This is a genomic window from Bizionia gelidisalsuginis, from assembly GCF_008086185.1.
In the GTDB taxonomy this organism is placed as follows: Bacteria; Bacteroidota; Bacteroidia; order Flavobacteriales; family Flavobacteriaceae; genus Bizionia; species Bizionia saleffrena.
Window position 1 is genome coordinate 35,536 of the sequence record NZ_VSKN01000012.1, and the last position, 19,863, is coordinate 55,398.

A 19,863-nucleotide genomic window follows, 5' to 3' on the forward strand; every position below is an offset into this window, starting at 1 on the left:
TACAATCTATGCCTTTAAATAGTATAGCAATATAATGCAAGGAAAACATCCCATATTTAAAAAAATATTAATTTGGAGAGCAAAGCATATTTCGCATAAGCAATTTGTTTACATTTTAAGTATTCTAGTCGGTTTTACGTCTGGAGTAGGGGCCGTTGTATTAAAAAATTTAACGCATTTTATTCAGCATTTATTAGAGAATAATTTACTTAATTATTTACATAATGCGTTTTATTTTGTGTTTCCAATAATTGGGTTTGCCTTAGTGTACCTAATAATGAAATATGTTATTAGGCACAAGGTGAGCCATGGTATCCCCTCGACGTTATACGCTATTTCCAAGCGTAAAGGTATTATGAAACGGTACCAAATGTTGGGGTCTATTTTAACAGCTCCTATAACCGTTGGTTTTGGGGGGTCTGTAGGGTTAGAGGGACCAACAGTGGCGACGGGAGCCGCTATAAGTTCTAACATTTCGAGAATGTTTAGAATGAATCAGAAAACGAAAACACTCTTAATAGGTTGTGCCGCTGCAGGCGCGTTGTCTTCCATATTTAAAGCGCCCGTTGCCGCCATTATTTTTGCGGTAGAGGTGTTTAGTTTGGATTTAACAATAGTCTCTATGTTGCCGCTACTGCTAGCATCGCTTTCGGGGATTTTTACGTCCTATTTCTTTTTTGGTGACGATATTTTATTACCCTTTAAAATAGAAGAAGGGTTTACGCTAAGCGATATTCCATTCTATATCATTTTAGGAATTTGTTCCGCTTTTGTCTCTATTTATTTTACCGAAGTCTACGACCGGATTCAAAACTTTTTTGATGGCATAGCTTCACCCGTCAAGCGTTTTCTTATCGGTGGTATTTCTATTGGTATTTTAATTTATTTTATTCCTCCGCTCTATGGTGAGGGTTTCGATGTCTTAAATAATTTAATAGCAGGGAACCCGGAAAAGGCGATGGTTAATAATTTCTTTAATTTAGACTTGTCTAACGTCTGGATTGTTATAACGCTGCTTCTTGGTTTAGTGATATTTAAAGTCATTGCTAGTGCGTTAACCTTTGGTGCAGGTGGTGTTGGAGGTATTTTTGCTCCAACGCTATTTATGGGTGGTATAATGGGGAATTGTGTGGCTAAAATAGCGAACAACTGCGGTCTCCTTAACGCGCCAATCTCCGAAAGTAATTTTACACTGGTAGGAATGGCCGGGTTACTGGCCGGAGTATTGCATGCTCCATTAACAGCAATATTTTTAATTGCCGAACTTACTAGCGGATACGAGTTGTTTGTACCCTTAATGCTTACCGCTGCTATTTCTTTCGGTATTACAAAAATATTTGCACCACATTCTGTGTATGCGATGGAACTGGGTAGAAAAGGCGAATTAATCACGCATGATAAAGATCACGCCGTGCTTACCTTAATGGAAATTGATAAAGTTATCGAAACCAATTTTGTAACTATAACGACCAAAATGACACTTGGTGAGATTGTACATCAGGCGGTAGTAAAATCAAATAGAAATATATTTCCGGTAGTCGACGAAGAAACAAAAGAGCTTAGAGGCGTCATTCTGCTAGACGATATCCGTTCTATAATGTTCGATCAGACGCTTTATAACGATGTTTTAGCCAGCGAAGTAATGCAGAAACCACCAGAGATTATTAACTTTACAACCGATAAAATGACAAGCATTATGAAGAAATTTCAAGACAGTGGCGCTTGGAATCTTCCCGTTGTTCAAAACAATGTGTACATCGGTTTTATCTCGAAATCTAAGCTGTTAACGGCTTACAGACGTCAATTAATAAATTACACTAAATAATATTATGAAATATATACTCCTAATCGTTTTTATCGTCTGTGTAACCAGTATTATTCTAGGATACAATCTAGACGTAAGTTATGGAGAAAAACTTATAGGCGGCGGCGTATTAGGGTTGTTTTTCGTATTCATTCCGCTATTCTCTTATCACCGATGGAAAGGAAGAGATATTAAAGAATACATGATAACTAAAGAGAATTTAGATAAAATGCGCGATAAAGAACGTCGTAAATAATAATTAGGACATTCTTTTTTTTAGAAAAAAAGCCACGCTTTCCGCTCTATCTTTTTTACGAAAAAGTAAAAAAGGATGCCGCATCAATCGCTAATGCAGACCTTTTAATTAAGATTTCTCTTTTCGATAAAAAAACGTTTCATTAATGCAGACGCTTCCTCAGCTAAAAGACCACCTTCAATTTTAGTTTTAGGATGTAGTTTGGTATTCAAATTAATGCAACCGCGTTGGGCATCACTCGCGCCGTAAATAATAGTTGCTATCTGACTCCAATATAAAGCACCAGCACACATTTGGCAAGGTTCTAACGTTACGTATAGCGTACAATTGTGTAAATACTTTCCACCTAGAAAATGCGATGCTGCCGTAATGGCTTGCATCTCGGCGTGAGCCGTTACATCGTTAAGTAGTTCGGTAAGATTATGAGTGCGCGCAATTATTTTATCGTCTATAACTATTACAGCGCCAACTGGTATTTCACCTTTTTCGAAAGCAGCTTCAGCTTCAGCCAATGCTTTTTTCATAAAATAGGTGGGGTTAAAAGGGTTTTCCATAAGAATAAAAATAAAAAAAGGCAGCTAAGAAATTAGCTGCCTTTTATAAAATCTAAACGCGATTATTAGTTCTTAATAATCTTGTTGTTAATGTTAACGTTGTTTCCTGTAATGTTAAGAATGTACATTCCAGATTGTAAAGTGCTAATGTTCAATTCCGCTTCGTTAATTAACGCCGCTTTTTTAGACAATACAACTCTTCCGTTAATATCTATTAAGTTAATAGTTACATCTCCTAAATTCTTTTTAGTTTTAATGTACACTACATTATCTGCCGGGTTAGGGTAGATAGAGAATGCGCTTTCTGCAGTAAATCCATCGACGCTTAACGTGGTACAATTTACTAAAGTAGGATCTGTATCCGGTGGCGTAGTAAAGTCTGAAATTTGATCATTAATACTATCAGCAGAACCTTGAGAGGCGTTAACACCTAATCCTCTAGCAGCAAAAACGTCCCAAATTAAACATTGGTCTTCACCTCCCATAGCACTATCTGCAGCCAATAAGGCGTCTCTACCTTGTACAAAACCAACACCACAAGGCTGTAATTTTAAACCGTCTATCACTAATTGCATTACTTTATTGTTACCGCCAGTTCCGTTATACATATCAGGATCAAAACCATATTTTTCAACATATTTCCACGTTAAATCCCATAACATTGTACCCCATAAAAAGCCTATGTTGTGAACAACATCATTCCAATGAACTTGATTGCCGTTCCCATCGGTTCCTAAAACAGTATCATCGTTGGTTGCTTCGTAAGTATAATTATTGATGCCTAAGTCCGTACTGTATTTTGCTGGTCTAATTCCAGGACCATTTACACCTTGACTATTAGAATAAGTCGCAATACCTCTACCCATTTCTGGAGTATCTGTTGATTTCATTGTAACCATTAAAGCGAACCAGTCAGACCATCCTTCACCCATTTGCTCACTGTTAGATAAACACCCAGAATTAAATGATCCACCTGTAAGTCTAGTAGAAATACCGTGGCCATATTCGTGCGCCACAATACTATTATCTAAACTTCCGTCTTTCTGATAATTAGGACTCTCTACGATGGTGCCATTAATAACAGCGCCATTTTGTAGGGCATTAATTAATTGTATACCATCGTTATAATTAACAGATATTGAAGGAATAGTAAAAGGAGGGTTTGTCGAGCCAAACATAACTATATATTCTTGATAATTAGGTTCGTTATCTGGGTTGTTATGGTTTACCATAATAACGCCTACCGCACCCGCATCTTGAGCATTTTGAATTTTTTGCGTAAATGGACAGTCTCCTCTAAAGATAACTGCAATTTTGCCTGCAACCGCACTAGCATTAGTTAAAGGGGCACATCCTTCTGTAGGTGCTGCACTACCATCGTTTACTAAAGCTAAATCTGCAGTAACAGGGGTAGCAGAAGGTCCAGTAATGTTACCAGTAGCACCACCACTATTACCTGTAGAAGGAATAGCAGCCAATACATCGCCAATTAACGTGCCACCACTATTAATTGTTAATGGCGTACTTAAGGTGCCAGCTGCCCATAAATACATTTGCATTCTCGGACTTTGTCCATCTGCAGGTGTCGCGAAATTTGCGTTATTTAAACCAGAACCATCTTGAGACTGTGCAATAACGAGATCGTTATCAAAGCCTGTATTACTATAATTATTTTGTTGAAAGTTACCACTACCTTCATCAAAACCATATTTAAACCAAATATCATGCATCGCATTATTGATATAAAATAAGTTTGTCGTGGAAACATCTTGATATCCTAAAGGTTCTTGGTTAGGGTTAAAAGGGAAGTTAAAATCTAATGCTAGCCCTCCATCTGGAGATGCACCAAAAGCATTGTTTCCATTGACGTCTTCTTGTGCCCAAACATTATTACCTCTTGTAATTGTATATTCAGAGCCATCAACGCCATCGGTATCGTGCCATCCGTAAGGAGAAGCATCAAGATCTGCCGGATCTGTAATTAATTGTATAGCACCGTGACTTGGGCTTTCAGTAGGTAATGCAAATACGTTGTATTGAGAACCATCTGCTGCTATTGACGCTTCAGTTTTAAATAAACTAAAAGCGTTGCTAGTTTTAGAATGTCCTGTGTGGTCTGTATGACCGAATTCTCCAAAGTTACAAGAGATTACCCAATCGTTCATATTAAGAATGTCTCCATTCGTAGCATCAACACGTACGCTATACCAATTTTGACCATTTAAAGCTTCAATGCTTAAATCCCAAGCTAGTTTTAAGTCTCCTTCAATAGTCGTTTGATAAACTAATTTCACAGGGATATCGCTTCCTGAAATATCTCCCTTAGAAAAAGTATATTGGTTATTAGAAGCGTTTATGGCGTTAACATTTCCAAGAGCACCTAAATTATATTCAGCAGCAGCCGAAACAATTGCTTCTTGAGCAGAAACTGTAGGGGTCATTGTGTTTATCTTTGCAGCAATGTTAGATTGAAATGCGTTTGCATAATAAAACACGCTTTTGTCTTTTATAGACACACTAGAGATAGCATTAAAAACTGGAATACCTTGAAAAGCTTGATTTACGTAAACATGATTGATTTTTGTTTTCTTAGAAAAGAAAGCATTGCTCACTTGTAAATCTGAAATATCGTTTTGGGTTAAATTATAATCACCCTTGTTTTTTTCTAACCAATTTTGAATAAGAGTGCCATATTCATTTTTGGAAAGCTCAGTTTGAGAAAACCCATTTTGAGCAAAAAGGAATAGTGCTAAAAATAGAAAAGATAAAGTGTATTTTTTCTTCATTGTTAATAAAATGTTAGTTATGTCTTAAAATTAAGTCGTAAATATAACGAGGAACTTACTATTAATATAATTTTACATCAATTATTATGAGAAAGACACACTATTTAACACTGGTTTTAATAGTTTTACCTAATTATTATGCCTAAAATGACAACACCTCTTTTAAATACTATACAATCTGTCGCAGATATTAAAGCTTTAAGCCACTCAGAATTAGTGCTATTAGCTCGAGATTTAAGGTGTTTTATCATTGAGGCGGTAGCAGCAAAGGAAGGGCATTTGGGAGCGAGTTTAGGCGTTGTAGAACTTACAATAGCTTTGCATTATGTTTTTAATACGCCACTCGATGAGGTGATTTGGGATGTTGGCCACCAAGCTTATGGACATAAAATTTTAACAGGGCGACGATCTGTTTTCGATACCAATAGACAGTTTAAAGGTATAAGTGGTTTTCCTAAACGCAGTGAAAGTGACTTCGATAGTTTTGGAGCTGGGCATTCGTCAACGTCTATTTCTGCAGCTTTAGGAATGGCTATCGCATCAAAAATAAAAGGCGATTTCAACAAGCAACATATAGCCGTTATAGGAGATGCATCGATTGCGAGTGGTATGGCATTCGAAGGTTTAAACCACGCCGGGGTTACCGATTGCAATTTATTAGTTATTTTAAACGATAACGCCATTGGAATAGACCCCAGTGTTGGCGCCTTAAAACAATATTTAACCAATGTTAAAAAAGGCACCGAAAAACAAGATAATATTTTTGAAGCTCTAAATTTTAATTATTCTGGGCCCATCGATGGTCATAATCTTCCAGAACTTATAGTTGAATTAGAGCGTTTAAAAACCGTAAAAGGCCCTAAGTTTTTGCACATAATTACTACCAAAGGTAAGGGGTTACGCCAGGCGGAAGAAAACCAAGTGACCTATCACGCCCCAGGAAAGTTTGATGCGGTAACAGGTGATTTATATAAAAAAACAGGAACAGTTCAACCCCCAAAATTTCAAGACGTTTTTGGTATTACTATCGTTGAATTGGCTAGACAAAATAAAAACATTATTGGTATTACGCCTGCAATGCCAACAGGGAGCTCACTGAAGTATATGATGGAAGTTATGCCTGATCGTGCTTTCGATGTGGGGATTGCCGAGCAGCATGCGGTCACTTTATCGGCAGGAATGGCAACGCAAGGATTATTTCCGTTTTGCAATATCTATTCAACCTTTTTACAACGCGCTTACGATCAGGTTATTCATGATGTCGCGATACAAAATTTACCTGTTATTTTTTGTTTAGATCGTGCCGGTTTGGTGGGGGAAGATGGGGCAACACACCACGGCGTTTTCGATTTATGTTATTTACGCTGTATTCCTAACCTAATTATTTTTGCGCCTAGAAACGAAATCGAACTTAGAAATATAATGTTCACCGCACAATTGGGATTAAAACATCCTATTGCCATTCGGTATCCGCGAGGGCGCGGCACCATTATAGATTGGCAACACCCTTTTGAAACGATTACAATTGGTGAAGCAACTCCTCTAAAAAGGGGTAAAGATATTGCGGTTCTAACTATAGGAACAATGGCTACGGTTATTGAATCTGTTATCGCTTCCGCGGAAGCGCTTCAGGGTATTTCCCATTACGATATGCGTTTTGTAAAACCTTTAGATGAAAAGCTATTGCACTCCATCTTTACCAGTTATAAAACTATTGTAACGGTTGAAGACAATTCGGTTATCGGAGGCTTTGGAAGTGCTATTTTAGAATTTGCAGCGAAACATCAGTATAAAAACAATGTGTACCTAAAAGGAATCCCCGACTATTTTATAGAACACGGAACCGTTTTAGAATTACAAGAAGATATACAGTTAGATGTTAAAAGTCTGGCAGCCTTTATTATAAAATTAAAGTAGGATAAATAAAATTCTAGATGCTAAACCCTTTAATTTTTTTAAAGCTTAAAATCGCTTGACTATCCGATAGTAATGACACATAATGCGATACGCTTATTAGTCGGTCGTACAAACTATCTTGATCCATTTTAATAGTTTCAGGAAATCCTTTAAGAATTAATTTGTCATAATTAGACGCCGTGTTATTATAGCAGTTATTTACCGCATTAATATATGTGTCTAAAAGTGTTTTAATAATTTCGTAGCCCGCAATTTCTTTATCAACCACTTCGGTAGATTGGTAAATATTATCAATACTAATTTTTATAATATCGTTAATCTGCGCATCGTATTTACTCTTATCTAATAAACTAGATCCAAAATCACCACTTAAAATAGCCGCTTCATTATCCATAAAAATCTCTACCGCTTCGTTAATTAATCGCCCAATAGCTAAAGCTCTTAAGTAACTAATACGATCGTGTGTGTTGGTGAGTTGGTAATACTTTTCTGAATTTATAGAGTCTTTTACTAACTTAATTAAATACTCTAAGGCAAATTCTTCTTGAATTAAACCAAGGTTGATACCATCTTCAAAATCGATAATTGTGTAGCATATATCATCGGCTGCTTCTACTAGAAAAGCTAACGGATGGCGAGAATAACTAATATCTGTTTCGCTTCTGTTTGTTAATCCTAATTCTTCGGCAACGGCTATGAATTCATCAGTTTCACTTTGGAAAACACCATATTTTTTATCGGCGATATGTGGAGTCGGTTTTTTAGGTAACGATTCTTTAGGGTATTTTGTAAAAGCGCCTAGAGTGGCGTAGCTTAATCGCAATCCGCCCTCGCGACCTTCACGACTTTGTGTTAAAATTTTAAACCCGTTAGCATTACCTTCAAAACTACATAAATCTTCGTATTCTTTTGCCGTAAGCTCCGCTTTATAATTTTGTCCTTGTCCAGAAATAAAATACTCGCCAATCGCTTTCTCTCCAGAGTGCCCAAAAGGAGGATTCCCAATATCATGAGACAACGCAGCGGCAGCTAAAATAGCACCAAAATCGTTGGCTTGATACCCTAAGTCACTCTGTAAATGTGGGTGTTTTTCTAGTATTTTTTTTCCAACACTTCGCCCCAAAGAACGGCCTACAACACTAACTTCTAAACTGTGTGTTAACCGCGTGTGTGTAAAATCGGTTTTAGATAAAGGGACGACTTGGGTTTTGTCTTGAAGACTTCTAAATTCAGAAGAGAATATAATACGGTCGTAATCGACCTCGAAACCTAAACGGGTTTCATCTTGTTCTTTTCTTAGTCTTTTATTGGTGTCTCCAAAGCGTTTTAAAGAAAGTAATTCTTCCCAAGTCATAAGTATAATTTTTGTTGCCGCAAGATAATTAATTCTGTGTTAACTCAATGTTTCTAGATTACAATTAGAAGTAAAACCGCGTAACCTTTAGGAAACCTTTTAGTGAACGGCATTTAATCTCTAGTTAACTCAAAGTTTACAGTCTGCTAGTTTCTTTGCAGCGTTAAACAATCAAAAAACGATGAAACAACTTTTACTAGTCATTACACTATTCCTTTCGAGCTTTGCGTACTCGCAAACTACAGGTTCTATAATAGGTACAGTTACCGATAAAGATTATAATAACGAGCCGCTACCAATGGTAAATATTATGCTCGATAATACCACTAAAGGGACCTCGTCAGATTTCGATGGCCTTTTTAAATTAGAAGCTATTGAAGCCGGGGTGTACACCGTTGCTTTTAGTTTTGTAGGGTACGAAACACAAAAGATACCGGTGCAAGTAGCCGCAGGAAAGGTTACAGAAATTAATGTGCCAATGGGTGCTAATGCAGCAGCTTTAGATGAGGTGGTTATTCAAACGACATCAAAAAGGGAAAGTGAAGTTGCTTTGTTATTAGACCAGAAAAAGGCAGTAGAAATTAAACAGAGTATTGGTGCTGAAGAATTATCGAGAAAAGGCGTTAGCGATGCTGCTGGTGCTATTTCTAAAATTTCGGGAGTCTCTAAACAGGAAGGATCGAGTAATGTCTATGTTCGTGGTTTAGGAGATCGTTATTTAAATACAACACTAAACGGCTTGTCATTACCATCAAACGATGTGAGTAAAAAGAATATAGATTTAAATTTATTTTCTTCAGACATTATAGAGAACGTTTCTATAAGTAAGGCGTATTCATCAAAATTTTATGGTGATTTTGCTGCTGGAAATGTCGATATCTCTTCAAAAGATTACAAAGGCAATGGCTTTTTTGAGGTGTATGTTGGTTCTAGTGTTAATACAAATGCTGTTGGAGAAACCTTTAAAAAGAGTGAGGGCACGGGGCATTTCGGATTTTATAATCGTTATGATCACAACCCGTTTGCCGTGGTTTTATCACATCAAATAGATCCCATAACAGCTTCAACTCCAATTAATACGTCAATAGGGACGTCTTTTGGAAAATCGTTCACCTTTAAAAATGATTCCAAATTAAGCCTATACGGAACCGTGTTTTTTAATAATAGCTACGAATACAGAGAAGGATCTAACATCGATTATACAAACGTTGAAAAGAAAGCGTTTGAAAAAGCCGAAGAGTTTGAATACGGCACTACCACCACGGCAATGGCTAATTTAAATTATAGAATTGATAACAGTAACTCTTTAAGTTATACGTCTCTCTTTATAAATAACTCGTCGGATAACGTGGGGTATTTTGGAATTGATGGAAAAGGAAGAAATCGAGATGCTAATTTAAATACAGATAAAGGGTTTTATCAAATGAATGTTCAGTTTAGCCAAAACTTGATTTATGTGAATCAATTAGTAGGAAAACATAATTTTGATAGGTTCGATTTAGTTTGGGGAATCGGGTATAATAAAGTGTTTGCGCACGAGCCAGACAGAAAGCGGGTGAGTATTGAAAATTATCATTTCGCTTTAGATAACGACCCAACAACTAAAGCTACTTACTTTAATAATGTGGCTTTCGATAACCAGCGTTATTTTCAGAATATCGATGACGACGAGCTTAACGGAAGGGTCAATTTGGCATACGATATAAATGATGCTATAAAATTAAATATCGGGTACAACGGAAGAACTAAACAACGTTCTTTCGATAATATTAGATATGGTTACGATTTTTCAAGTTCGAGTATTCCTGTTAGTAACGCAGGCAATATTAATCAAGATATATCTTTAAATAACCTAATGGTAAATCAGCAATCTGGAGGGTTGTATCAAATTAAAGTTATAAATACGGTTCCAGGTTTAAGTAATACAAACCGTCCGGGATTACCGGAAAACACCTATAAAGGAAACTTAGATATTTATGCGGGATATGTAAATGCAGAAATTAAGGCTTCAGAAAAACTATTAATCGTTCCGGGAGTGCGTTTAGAAAACATTAAGCAAAAAGTGGCATACGATGTTATCAACTTAGGATCTAGAGGAAACGATAGTATTTCATCTGCAGAAACGATAGCATTGCCAAGTATAAGTTTAAAATATAAGTTAAACGACGATCAGAATTTACGTTTTTCTGCGAGTCAAACTATTTCCCTTCCAGAATTTAAAGAAGTTGCTCCTTTCGTTTATGAGTCGGTATCACAGAGAATTGGTGGAAATCCGGATTTATTAGGAACCAAATCTGGGCAAGCGTACGTTAATGTAAAAGACGTGTCGTATTCTAAAATTTTAAACTTAGATCTTAAATATGAGTGGTTTATTTCTAAAAGCGAATTATTCTCGGTAGGTGCTTTCTATAAAGAAATTAATAACCCTATTAACCAAGTTGTCGCATTCGATGCTACAGGAACACAGCGTTATTTTAGAACTGGAGATCAAGCACGAATTCTAGGATTTGAAGCAGAACTAAGAAAAAATATCCTTGTAGACAATAACGACGATGCTCTTTTATCTGGTGGTATAAACGTTACATATATGCACACCGAGCAAGATTTATACAACACGATTTCTGGAACCTATAGTGTGAGTTTTAGAAATGAGAAAGAAGCCTTACAAGGGGCTTCGCCAATTATTTTAAATGCCGATATTAATTATTCACCAACGTTTGGTAATTATAAGCCAACAGCCAACTTAGTGTTCTCTTACTTCTCAGACCGCATAGATGCTTTAGGATCTGGACAATTAGGAAACGTTATTGAAAAAGGCATCCCCACTTTCGATTTCATTTTAAAAAACAAAGTGACCGCTAACTTCGAAATCAATCTTGCCATAAAAAACATATTAAATCCTAAAGTTCAATATATAAGAGAAACCAATCAAGGGGATATCATTGTGACCTCTCCAAACGGGAAAGATGTTTCAGATTATACAAAAGGAATGCATTTAGGATTAGAACTTAACTATAAATTTTAAACAACTAACGATATTAACTCAAATTAAATTTAAAACGATGAAAAACAAATTTTTATTAGGATTAGCACTTTTAGGTATTTTAACGACCTCTTGCTCAACAGACGATACTTCGGATATTGTACTCAACGATAATAGTGTAGTAAACAACACCGGTAGTGGTGGAGCACAAGACCCAGACACGGTGTTCTTATCGGGGACCTATACTTCAGATTTAACTTTAGATGCTAATGTAACTTATGCGCTAAATGGTTCTTTAATTATGGCCACAGGTACAACGTTAACGATACCGTCTTGTATGACTATTGAAGCGCTTGCTGCAGGGTCTAATGTGTATATTGCAATCTCTCAAGGCGCACAAATTATTGCCAATGGAACAGCCGATTGCCCGATAGTATTTACATCGAACGCTGCAAATCCACAAGCAGGAGATTGGGGAGGTCTTATTTTATTAGGAAAAGCACCGATAAATTCGGTATCTGGAAACGCGACGTCGACTTCAGAAATTGCAAGTTTACCTTACGGAGGAACTACGGCAAGCGATAATTCGGGATCTTTACGCTATGTTCGTGTGGAGTATTCTGGTGGAGCTGCCGACGGACAATCTGAGAACAATGGTTTTTCATTTTACGGTGTTGGTAATGGTACTGTCGTTTCTCATATCCAGGCTTTTGAAGGTAAAGATGATGGTGTTGAATTTTTTGGAGGGACCGTAAATGCAGATTATATTTCTGTAGTTAATGCACAAGATGATTCTATCGATTGGACGGAAGGCTATTCCGGAACCATTACAAACGCCTACGTTAAACACGGATTAGATCACGATAAAGCCTTCGAGTGTGACGGGTATAATACTGATGTTGGAAATAATGCAAGTCCGATTTTTTGGTCTAAACCAACAGTAAACGATGTTACAATTATAGGTTTAGGATCGACAGTGAGTGGAGAAGCTATTCGTTTAAGAGCAGGAACTCAAGGCCTTTTTAATAATATCTTAATTGAAGGGTATGCTGAAGGGTTCGATCTAGACGGAGATGTTGGAGCAAATAGCGACAATCCAACAGGAACAGGTGTGTTAAATGGTGATTTAAAAGTTACTAACGTAACCTTTATAGATGTTTTAGATAGCGTTAAAAACGATACCGGAGAAACCTTTACAGATGCTGATTTCTTAACTGGTGATGGAAATGCAATAGGAACAGATTATACAACTTGGGGAGCCGGTTGGACAGTAGAATAATTTTTTATAACTTGTAGGCATTACATTACAAACGCTCTTTTAACTTAGGAGTGCTCATTTAAAAATTGATAGTCAAGAAAAACAAGTTTGCGCTTTTTTATAAGAGTCTTGATAGTTAACCAATTTAAATGTTTTAAGACCTCTAAGTAGACGTTTTTACTTTAATATTACCTCATAAAAAAGCATCCTGATAAGGATGCTTTTTTTAATTTATAAGTGGTCTTGCGCTGCTATAACTATGATTTTAAAATTAATCGGCAATAGCAAGATGTGTTTTATTTTTCCATTCGCCTACATTAGCAATAACATTGTTATTATAATCTACTTCGCGTAAACTGTTTTCTTTCCAAAATAACCATTTACCAACTTTAACTCCATTAGTGTATTGGCCTATAGATTGCTTAGTTCCTTTGTTGTTAAAACTAACCCAAGTACCTTCCAATTTATTGGCTTTATTAAAATAACCCTTTTGGGCAATCTCTCCATTATTATGGTAATAAGTAGCAAGAATGATATCCCCTTGTTTTTCAAATTTAGGGTGTATAGTTTCATTTTGAGCAGATGTAAATGTTACAGATAAAAGTAATGCGAAGACTAATATTTTTTTCATAATAGAGAGTATTAAATTCGTGACGACTACGTAAATATAACAATTATTTACATAAAATAAACAATTACGTAACATTAAATTAACATTGTTTTTATAAAACATTGTAAATCAAGTAGTTGATGTCGCGTAAAAACTGGTATTTTGTTTAATGATTAGATAACCTTAAGATTACCATAGGTTTAAATGTTATGTGCATATTTGTAAGGGCTCAAGAAGTCTATTGGATTAGTACTCATAAACGTTATTTAGTTTTTGTCGACTATAAATTTATGAGATCTAATAGGGCTGCTACCTTAAAAAAGCAGCCCTTTTTATTACTTTTTAAAATTAATTATTTAGAAACATTAAGTTAACATTAGAGTTGGTTATTTGTACCGACAAAAACTAATAACAATTTATGACCTCTAAATATGCGTTGCTTGCATTATTTATTTTTACTTTTTTACGTTTAAATGCACAAGAAACGAATGCGCCACAATTTGGTAATGGCTTATTAAACTTGGTGGGTCAGGACAGTTCTTGGACGATGAAAATTGCCGCACGAGCACAATTTCTGGCAACTTCTAATTGGGAAGAGCAAGGCGATAATACTTTGAGTGTCTTAATTAGAAGAGCGCGTTTAAAATTTGGAGGTTATGCTTTAACACCAAAATTACAATATAAGATAGAGCTAGGCTTATCCAATAGAGATATTGCTGGAGCATCAAAATATACAAGCAATGCACCACGATATATTTTGGATGCCTACGTAAGATGGAATTTCTACAAAAATTTTGAATTGCAATTCGGACAAGCAAAACTACCAGGAAATAGAGAGCGTATTGTCTCATCTGCAAATCTTCAGCTAGTCGATCGTTCGCGATTAAATAGCGTGTTTACTCTAGATCGCGAATTCTCAGTTCAGTTATTGCATCATTTTAAGCTTACAGAACAATTCAAAATAAAAGAAACTTTTTCTTTAGCACAAGGTGAAGGCCGAAATGTAACAACAGGAAACCAAGGAGGAATAGAATTTACGGGACGTTTAGAGCTCTTTCCGTTTGGAGATTTTAAGAGTAATGGAGAAATTGTAGGCGCCGATCTTAAACGGGAAAAAACACCGAAACTAGCACTTGCCGTGGCTTACGATTATAATAGTAATGCTGTTAAAACACGAGGTAATCAAGGGCGTTATATGGATACCGACATCGGTTTGTACGAAACCGATATTTCAACTTTATTTATAGATGCGATGTTTAAATATCGCGGCTTTTCGTTTATGGCAGAATATGCTAATAGAAAATCAGAAGATCCATTTGCGACGAATGAAGACGATACCTTTACCGGGGATATCGTGCAAGTTGGTGATGCTTTAAACTTTCAAACCGGCTATGTGCTGCCCAAGAATTGGGAAATATCTGCGCGTTATACCACTGTAAATCTCGACGAGGTGGTGAAAACAGAAAATACAGAAAACCAATATACAATTGGAGTTTCAAAATATATTAACGGACATAAATTAAAGATTCAAAGCGATCTGAGTTATTTAGAAATAGCAAATAGCAACAGTGAGATATTATATAGGTTACAGTTTGAAATTCATTTTTAAAACATAACGTTTACGTAACATTATAATTCTAAACAGTAGAGATATTTGCAAAAGATTTTAAACTAAATTATGGATACTATTTATTTATTAATGATTGCAGCACTTGCTATTCTTGCAGCAGCCGATTTGGTTGTTGGAGTGAGTAATGATGCTGTTAATTTCTTAAACTCTGCCATTGGTTCAAAGGCGGTGTCGTACAGAACTATTATGATTGTGGCTAGTTTGGGGATTTTTATTGGAGCCGTGTTCTCAAGCGGAATGATGGAAGTCGCAAGAAAAGGGATTTTTAATCCCAGCGAGTTTATGTTTAACGAAATCATGGTTATTTTTATGGCCGTAATGATTACCGATATTCTACTACTCGACTTTTTCAATACATTAGGTTTGCCAACCTCTACAACAGTGTCTATAGTATTCGAGCTATTGGGAGCTTCTGTAGCAGTTGCCTTAATAAAAATTAGTGCAAACGATAGCGAAACCTTTACAAATCTTGGTAAGTATATTAATTCAGATCAGGCATTGCTCATTATATCCGGAATTTTAATGTCGGTGGTCATAGCCTTTAGTGTGGGTGCATTGGTGCAATACGTATCGCGATTAGTTTTTACTTTTCATTTCGAAAAGAGAATAAAAAATATTGGTGCCTTTTTTGGAGGGTTAGCGCTTACAGCAATTACTTACTTTATCTTCTTAAAAGGATTAAAAGGAACTCCTTTTTACGATAATATAAGTGGTTTGCTAGAAGGTAACGAGGCTGTTATAATGTTAATAAGCTTTCTGTTTTGGACATTATTTTCATACTTATATATGAGGTTTCTAAAAAGAAACATTTTACCAATAGTAATTATAGTCGGTACATTTGGTCTTGCTTTAGCATTCTCAGGAAACGATTTAGTAAACTTTATTGGAGTACCAATGGCGGCATGGCATTCGTACGAAGCGTGGTCAGCTTCAGGGGTTGAAGCGTCGTCTTTTTCAATGGAAGTTTTAGCCGAGAAAGTACCAGCAGAGCCGTTATTACTATTCATTGCAGGTGCTATTATGGTACTTACGCTGTGGTTGTCTAAAAAAGCAAGAACGGTTGCCGAAACCGAAATTAGTTTATCAAGACAAGGGGAAGGCGCAGAGAAATTTCAGCCCAACTTACTATCTAGAATTGTAGTGAGAGGTACACAGGGTATTGGTTATGGTTTAAATTTGATGATTCCGAAATCAGTGCAGGATAAAATTGATTTAAAATTTGAAAAGCCAGTTATTACCGTAGCCAAAAATAAAGAATATGAGTTACCTGCTTTCGATGCAATTAGAGCGTCTGTAAACTTAATGGTGGCTGGCGTATTAATTTCTATAGCAACGTCTTATAAACTACCTTTATCTACCACCTACGTTACTTTTATGGTAGCGATGGGTACGTCTTTAGCCGATAGAGCGTGGGGAAGCGAAAGCGCAGTGTATCGCGTTGCCGGTGTATTAAACGTTATTGGGGGGTGGTTCTTTACCGCCTTTAGTGCCTTTACAGCGGCAGCTATTTTAGCGGCGTTAATAAGCTGGAATGAAGTGATGATACCAATATTATTGTTATTAGCAGTCTTGCTTTTAGCAAGAAACTACATCTCACATAAAAAATCGAGTTCGGCTATTAAAGCGGAAGACAGCTTAACCAAAGCAGAAAGCAGTTCGGTGCAAGGTGTTATTCACGAAAGTGCAAAAAATATTGCGAATGTATTAAAGCGTGGTAATAAAATTTATACCAATGCTATTGAAGGCTTAGCAAAACAAGACCTGTCATCTCTTAAAAAGAATAAAAAACAAGTTAATAAGCTGTCGGATGAAATAGATGATTTAAGAGATAATATTTTCTACTTCATTAAAAACTTAGACGATTCTAGTGTTGGGGCCAGTAACTTTTATATTAATATCTTAGGCTATTTACAAGATGTTACCCAGTCGTTAGAATACATTTCTAAAGTGAGTCATAAACACATCAATAACAATCATAAAAAGCTAAAATTTAGTCAGATTAAAGAATTGAAAGAAATTGATGGACAATTAGAAGTGCTATTCAGAGAAACTAAAGATGCTTTCGATACGCATTCCTTTTATAAGATTGGAAGTATTTTAGCGAATAAAGCAGAGTTGTACGATTTGGTAAAAGAGAAAATACAGAAACAAGTAGAGCGTACACGTTCTGAAGAATCAAGTCCTAAAAACACAACATTATACTTTAGTTTGTTATTAGAAACTAAAGATTTATTAAATGCTTTAATGAATTTATTAGAAGAATATTACAATTCTTTCGATAGTAATATAGAGCCAGCAAAAGTAGGCGAAGAGTAGACTTATTGTTTAATACTAGAAAAAAAGGCTTCCTGTTTAGGAAGCCTTTTTTTGTTAAAATTATTATAAAACGAGGGTACAAGACGTCTGTAACATTTCTAGGCTCGTATCTACACTAAATATAAAACCTAAATTTAGATATGAAGAAAGCGTCAATTTTATTACTGTTTGTAGTTGTATTAAGCTCATGTGTTTCAAAAAAGAAATACGTGGCCCTACAACAAGAAAACGGAGAAATTAAAAGTGAGTTAACAAAAGTAAGAGTAGAAAACGAAGATTTAGAAGCGAAATTTGGTATCATTCAAATGAGAGTGGACGAATACAATAGCAAGATAACCGAGTTAAAAGAGGATAACGATGTAAAGTTTGATGCTGTTGGAGATGTGGCTGTGATATCTAACGTCACCAAAAGAAAAATGAGAGAAACCTTAAAAAAGGTAGATCCAAGTCTTTTAAACGACGCTAAAACCTTACAAGATTCTATGAATTTAGCGGTGTCTTATAACTTGAGAAAGAATTTAGATACCAGCGATTTAAATGAAGACGACGATATTTCTATTAGTATTGATGAAACTGTTGTTATGATTTCTATTTCAGATAAATTATTGTTTAATACTGGGAGTTACCGCGTAAGTAACAAAGCGAACAACATTTTACAAAAATTAGCCGATGTAATAAACTCTGAGCCAAGCTTAGAGGTTATGGTAGAAGGACACACAGATGCAAGATCTATTAGTACGCCACAGATTGCAGATAACTGGGATTTAAGCGTGCTACGTGCTACGTCTGTAGTAAGAAAATTACAAAACCAATACAATGTTGCGCCAGAAAAATTAATAGCAGCGGGAAGAAGTAGTTATAAACCGTTATTTGAAAATGACTCAAACGATAACAGGTCTAAGAACAGAAGAACTCGTGTTGTTATTCTTCCAAATATCAATAAGTTTTTTGCCTTAATGGAGTAAGAAGAGACAAGAACAGCAGTATATTTTTAAAAAAGTGTAGTCATTTAACAGGGCTACACTTTTTTTATATAAGATCTTAAAAGATAAGTGTAAAAATATTAATGATAATAACAACTGTAGCGAATATCATGATACCGAGAATAAACCATTTGTTTGTTTCCATATTTTCCATAATAAAAAGTTTTAAAGTGAAAACTCATTTTTAAATTTAGAGTTTACTTTAATTTAAAACCTAAGTAATTGAGGTCTTGTAGATTAATAGCATTACAAAAATACTAAAAGTAATAGTTCTTTACAATACGAGTAATTACGTAAAACTCTGGTTCTTAATAAGTTTTAGTTGTAAAAGGCTAAAGCTGATACGCGCTAGAGCTTTTTATGTTGGTTATTGAAATAGTGATTAATAGCACTATAAATGTAAGTTCTTTAAGTCTTAAATGAAATACGTACAACTACTTAATCTGTAGAACATAAAAAAGCCCTGTAGTGAAACACTGCAGAGCTCTGTTGGGTTATTTATTCTTTCAATACTGTTGATTAATAGCACAGTAAAGGTATACTCTTTTTTGCTAAAATGAAATACGTAGAACTACGTAAATTTTGTTTTGGGGTGAAGAATAAAAGCAAAAAAAAACTCCGCAACACTAGAATAGAATTGCAGAGGATTAGTTGATTTTTCCCTAAAAAAAGCATTAATAGCACTGTAAATGTATGGTGAATTTATAAGATATGAAATACGTATAATTACGTAATATAAAGAAACACCTTACTAAGATGTTGCTTATACGGTCTCTAAAAGTTCTTTGTTTAGGGTAGACCAGATCATTAAAGCATTGTGAGATTTTTGGAGTTTCAGTTTTTTAACAATGTTACTTCTATGTTTTTCAACCGTTCTCACCGAACAGTTTAAATGTTCTGCAATTTCATTACTCGACAGACTGGACGATAGTAGCTTCACAATTTTTAATTCAGATTTTGTAAGAAGTGCAATTAGACTCTTATCGGTGTATGTTATTTTGGAATTAAGATACGAGGCAATTTCTTCACTAAAATAAGGTTCGCCACGCTTAGTATGCTCTATACACGTTTCAATCTCTTCAATAGCAAACTCTTTTAAGATATAGCCGTAAACGTTATATTCCTTTGCTTTATCGTACAAGTGCTCTTCATTATCAAAAGTAATCAGTATCACTTTTGTTCTTAAATTGTTTTTCTTACACTCGTAAGCCACTTCCAAACCTGTTAAGTAAGGCATTCGTATGTCTAAAATGGCAATATCGGGATCGTGCTTTACTATTAAATTATAGGCGGTTCTACCATCTTCAGCTTTACCCAAAATAGTATAGCCTTTAGAAGATATAAAGTCGCTTAAACCTCTTAACATTAAGGGGTGGTCGTCTGCAATTACAATAGTAGCACTCATAAGGGAA

Annotated in this window: 13 protein-coding genes; 8 read left to right on the forward strand and 5 right to left on the reverse strand. The window is 35.5% G+C overall.

All coding sequences use genetic code 11. The features are described from left to right. Positions 1–34 precede the first annotated feature (34 nt). Both ES677_RS09925 and ES677_RS09930 read left to right on the forward strand, forming a co-directional pair. Complete coding sequence (locus ES677_RS09925) at positions 35–1,825, forward strand: chloride channel protein (RefSeq protein WP_148369510.1); 1,791 nt, start codon at positions 35–37, stop codon at positions 1,823–1,825. A gap of 4 nt (positions 1,826–1,829) precedes the next feature. After that, positions 1,830–2,060: a hypothetical protein gene (locus tag ES677_RS09930; protein WP_148369511.1), complete on the forward strand. Its 231-nt coding sequence runs from the start codon at positions 1,830–1,832 to the stop codon at positions 2,058–2,060. Between the two features lie 104 nt (positions 2,061–2,164). Here ES677_RS09930 and ES677_RS09935 read toward each other — a convergent pair whose 3' ends face one another. After that, positions 2,165–2,614, reverse strand: a complete 450-nt coding sequence (locus tag ES677_RS09935; protein WP_148369512.1) for a nucleoside deaminase — start codon at positions 2,612–2,614, stop codon at positions 2,165–2,167. Positions 2,615–2,679: 65 nt separating this feature from the next. Then, positions 2,680–5,400, reverse strand: a complete 2,721-nt coding sequence (locus ES677_RS09940) for a T9SS-dependent M36 family metallopeptidase (protein WP_148369513.1) — start codon at positions 5,398–5,400, stop codon at positions 2,680–2,682. 147 nt (positions 5,401–5,547) lie between these two features. Between ES677_RS09940 and ES677_RS09945 the strand changes: the two genes are divergently transcribed. Beyond that, positions 5,548–7,317 carry a 1-deoxy-D-xylulose-5-phosphate synthase gene (locus tag ES677_RS09945; protein WP_148381186.1) on the forward strand — a complete coding sequence of 590 codons (1,770 nt, stop codon included), beginning with the start codon at positions 5,548–5,550 and terminating at the stop codon, positions 7,315–7,317. 13 nt (positions 7,318–7,330) lie between these two features. Here ES677_RS09945 and dgt read toward each other — a convergent pair whose 3' ends face one another. After that, a complete protein-coding gene (gene dgt / locus ES677_RS09950; RefSeq protein WP_148369514.1) occupies positions 7,331–8,671 on the reverse strand; it encodes a dGTP triphosphohydrolase in 1,341 nt (446 codons plus the stop codon). Between the two features lie 181 nt (positions 8,672–8,852). Between dgt and ES677_RS09955 the strand changes: the two genes are divergently transcribed. Both ES677_RS09955 and ES677_RS09960 read left to right on the forward strand, forming a co-directional pair. Next, entirely contained in the window at positions 8,853–11,696 is a 2,844-nt protein-coding gene (locus ES677_RS09955) for a TonB-dependent receptor (RefSeq protein ID WP_148381154.1), read from the forward strand. A 37-nt stretch (positions 11,697–11,733) separates the two neighbouring features. After that, the gene (locus ES677_RS09960; protein ID WP_148369516.1) at positions 11,734–12,933 is read left to right on the forward strand and encodes a multidrug transporter; all 1,200 of its coding nucleotides are present in this window, start codon (positions 11,734–11,736) and stop codon (positions 12,931–12,933) included. 250 nt (positions 12,934–13,183) lie between these two features. On the opposite strand, the gene ES677_RS09965 is transcribed toward ES677_RS09960, so the two are convergent. Next, entirely contained in the window at positions 13,184–13,543 is a 360-nt protein-coding gene (locus ES677_RS09965; RefSeq protein ID WP_148369517.1) for a toxin-antitoxin system YwqK family antitoxin, read from the reverse strand. 397 nt (positions 13,544–13,940) lie between these two features. On the opposite strand from ES677_RS09965, the gene ES677_RS09970 reads away from it, so the two are divergent. The 3 genes from ES677_RS09970 to ES677_RS09980 all read left to right on the forward strand — a co-directional run bounded on the left by ES677_RS09970 (position 13,941) and on the right by ES677_RS09980 (position 18,433). Then, positions 13,941–15,131: a porin gene (locus ES677_RS09970; protein WP_148381155.1), complete on the forward strand. Its 1,191-nt coding sequence runs from the start codon at positions 13,941–13,943 to the stop codon at positions 15,129–15,131. Positions 15,132–15,200: 69 nt separating this feature from the next. Then, a complete protein-coding gene (locus ES677_RS09975; RefSeq protein ID WP_148381156.1) occupies positions 15,201–17,468 on the forward strand; it encodes an inorganic phosphate transporter in 2,268 nt (755 codons plus the stop codon). Positions 17,469–17,608: 140 nt separating this feature from the next. Continuing rightward, positions 17,609–18,433: an OmpA/MotB family protein gene (locus ES677_RS09980; RefSeq protein ID WP_148369520.1), complete on the forward strand. Its 825-nt coding sequence runs from the start codon at positions 17,609–17,611 to the stop codon at positions 18,431–18,433. A gap of 781 nt (positions 18,434–19,214) precedes the next feature. Here ES677_RS09980 and ES677_RS09985 read toward each other — a convergent pair. Beyond that, positions 19,215–19,856: a response regulator transcription factor gene (locus ES677_RS09985; RefSeq protein ID WP_148369521.1), complete on the reverse strand. Its 642-nt coding sequence runs from the start codon at positions 19,854–19,856 to the stop codon at positions 19,215–19,217. Positions 19,857–19,863 lie beyond the last annotated feature (7 nt).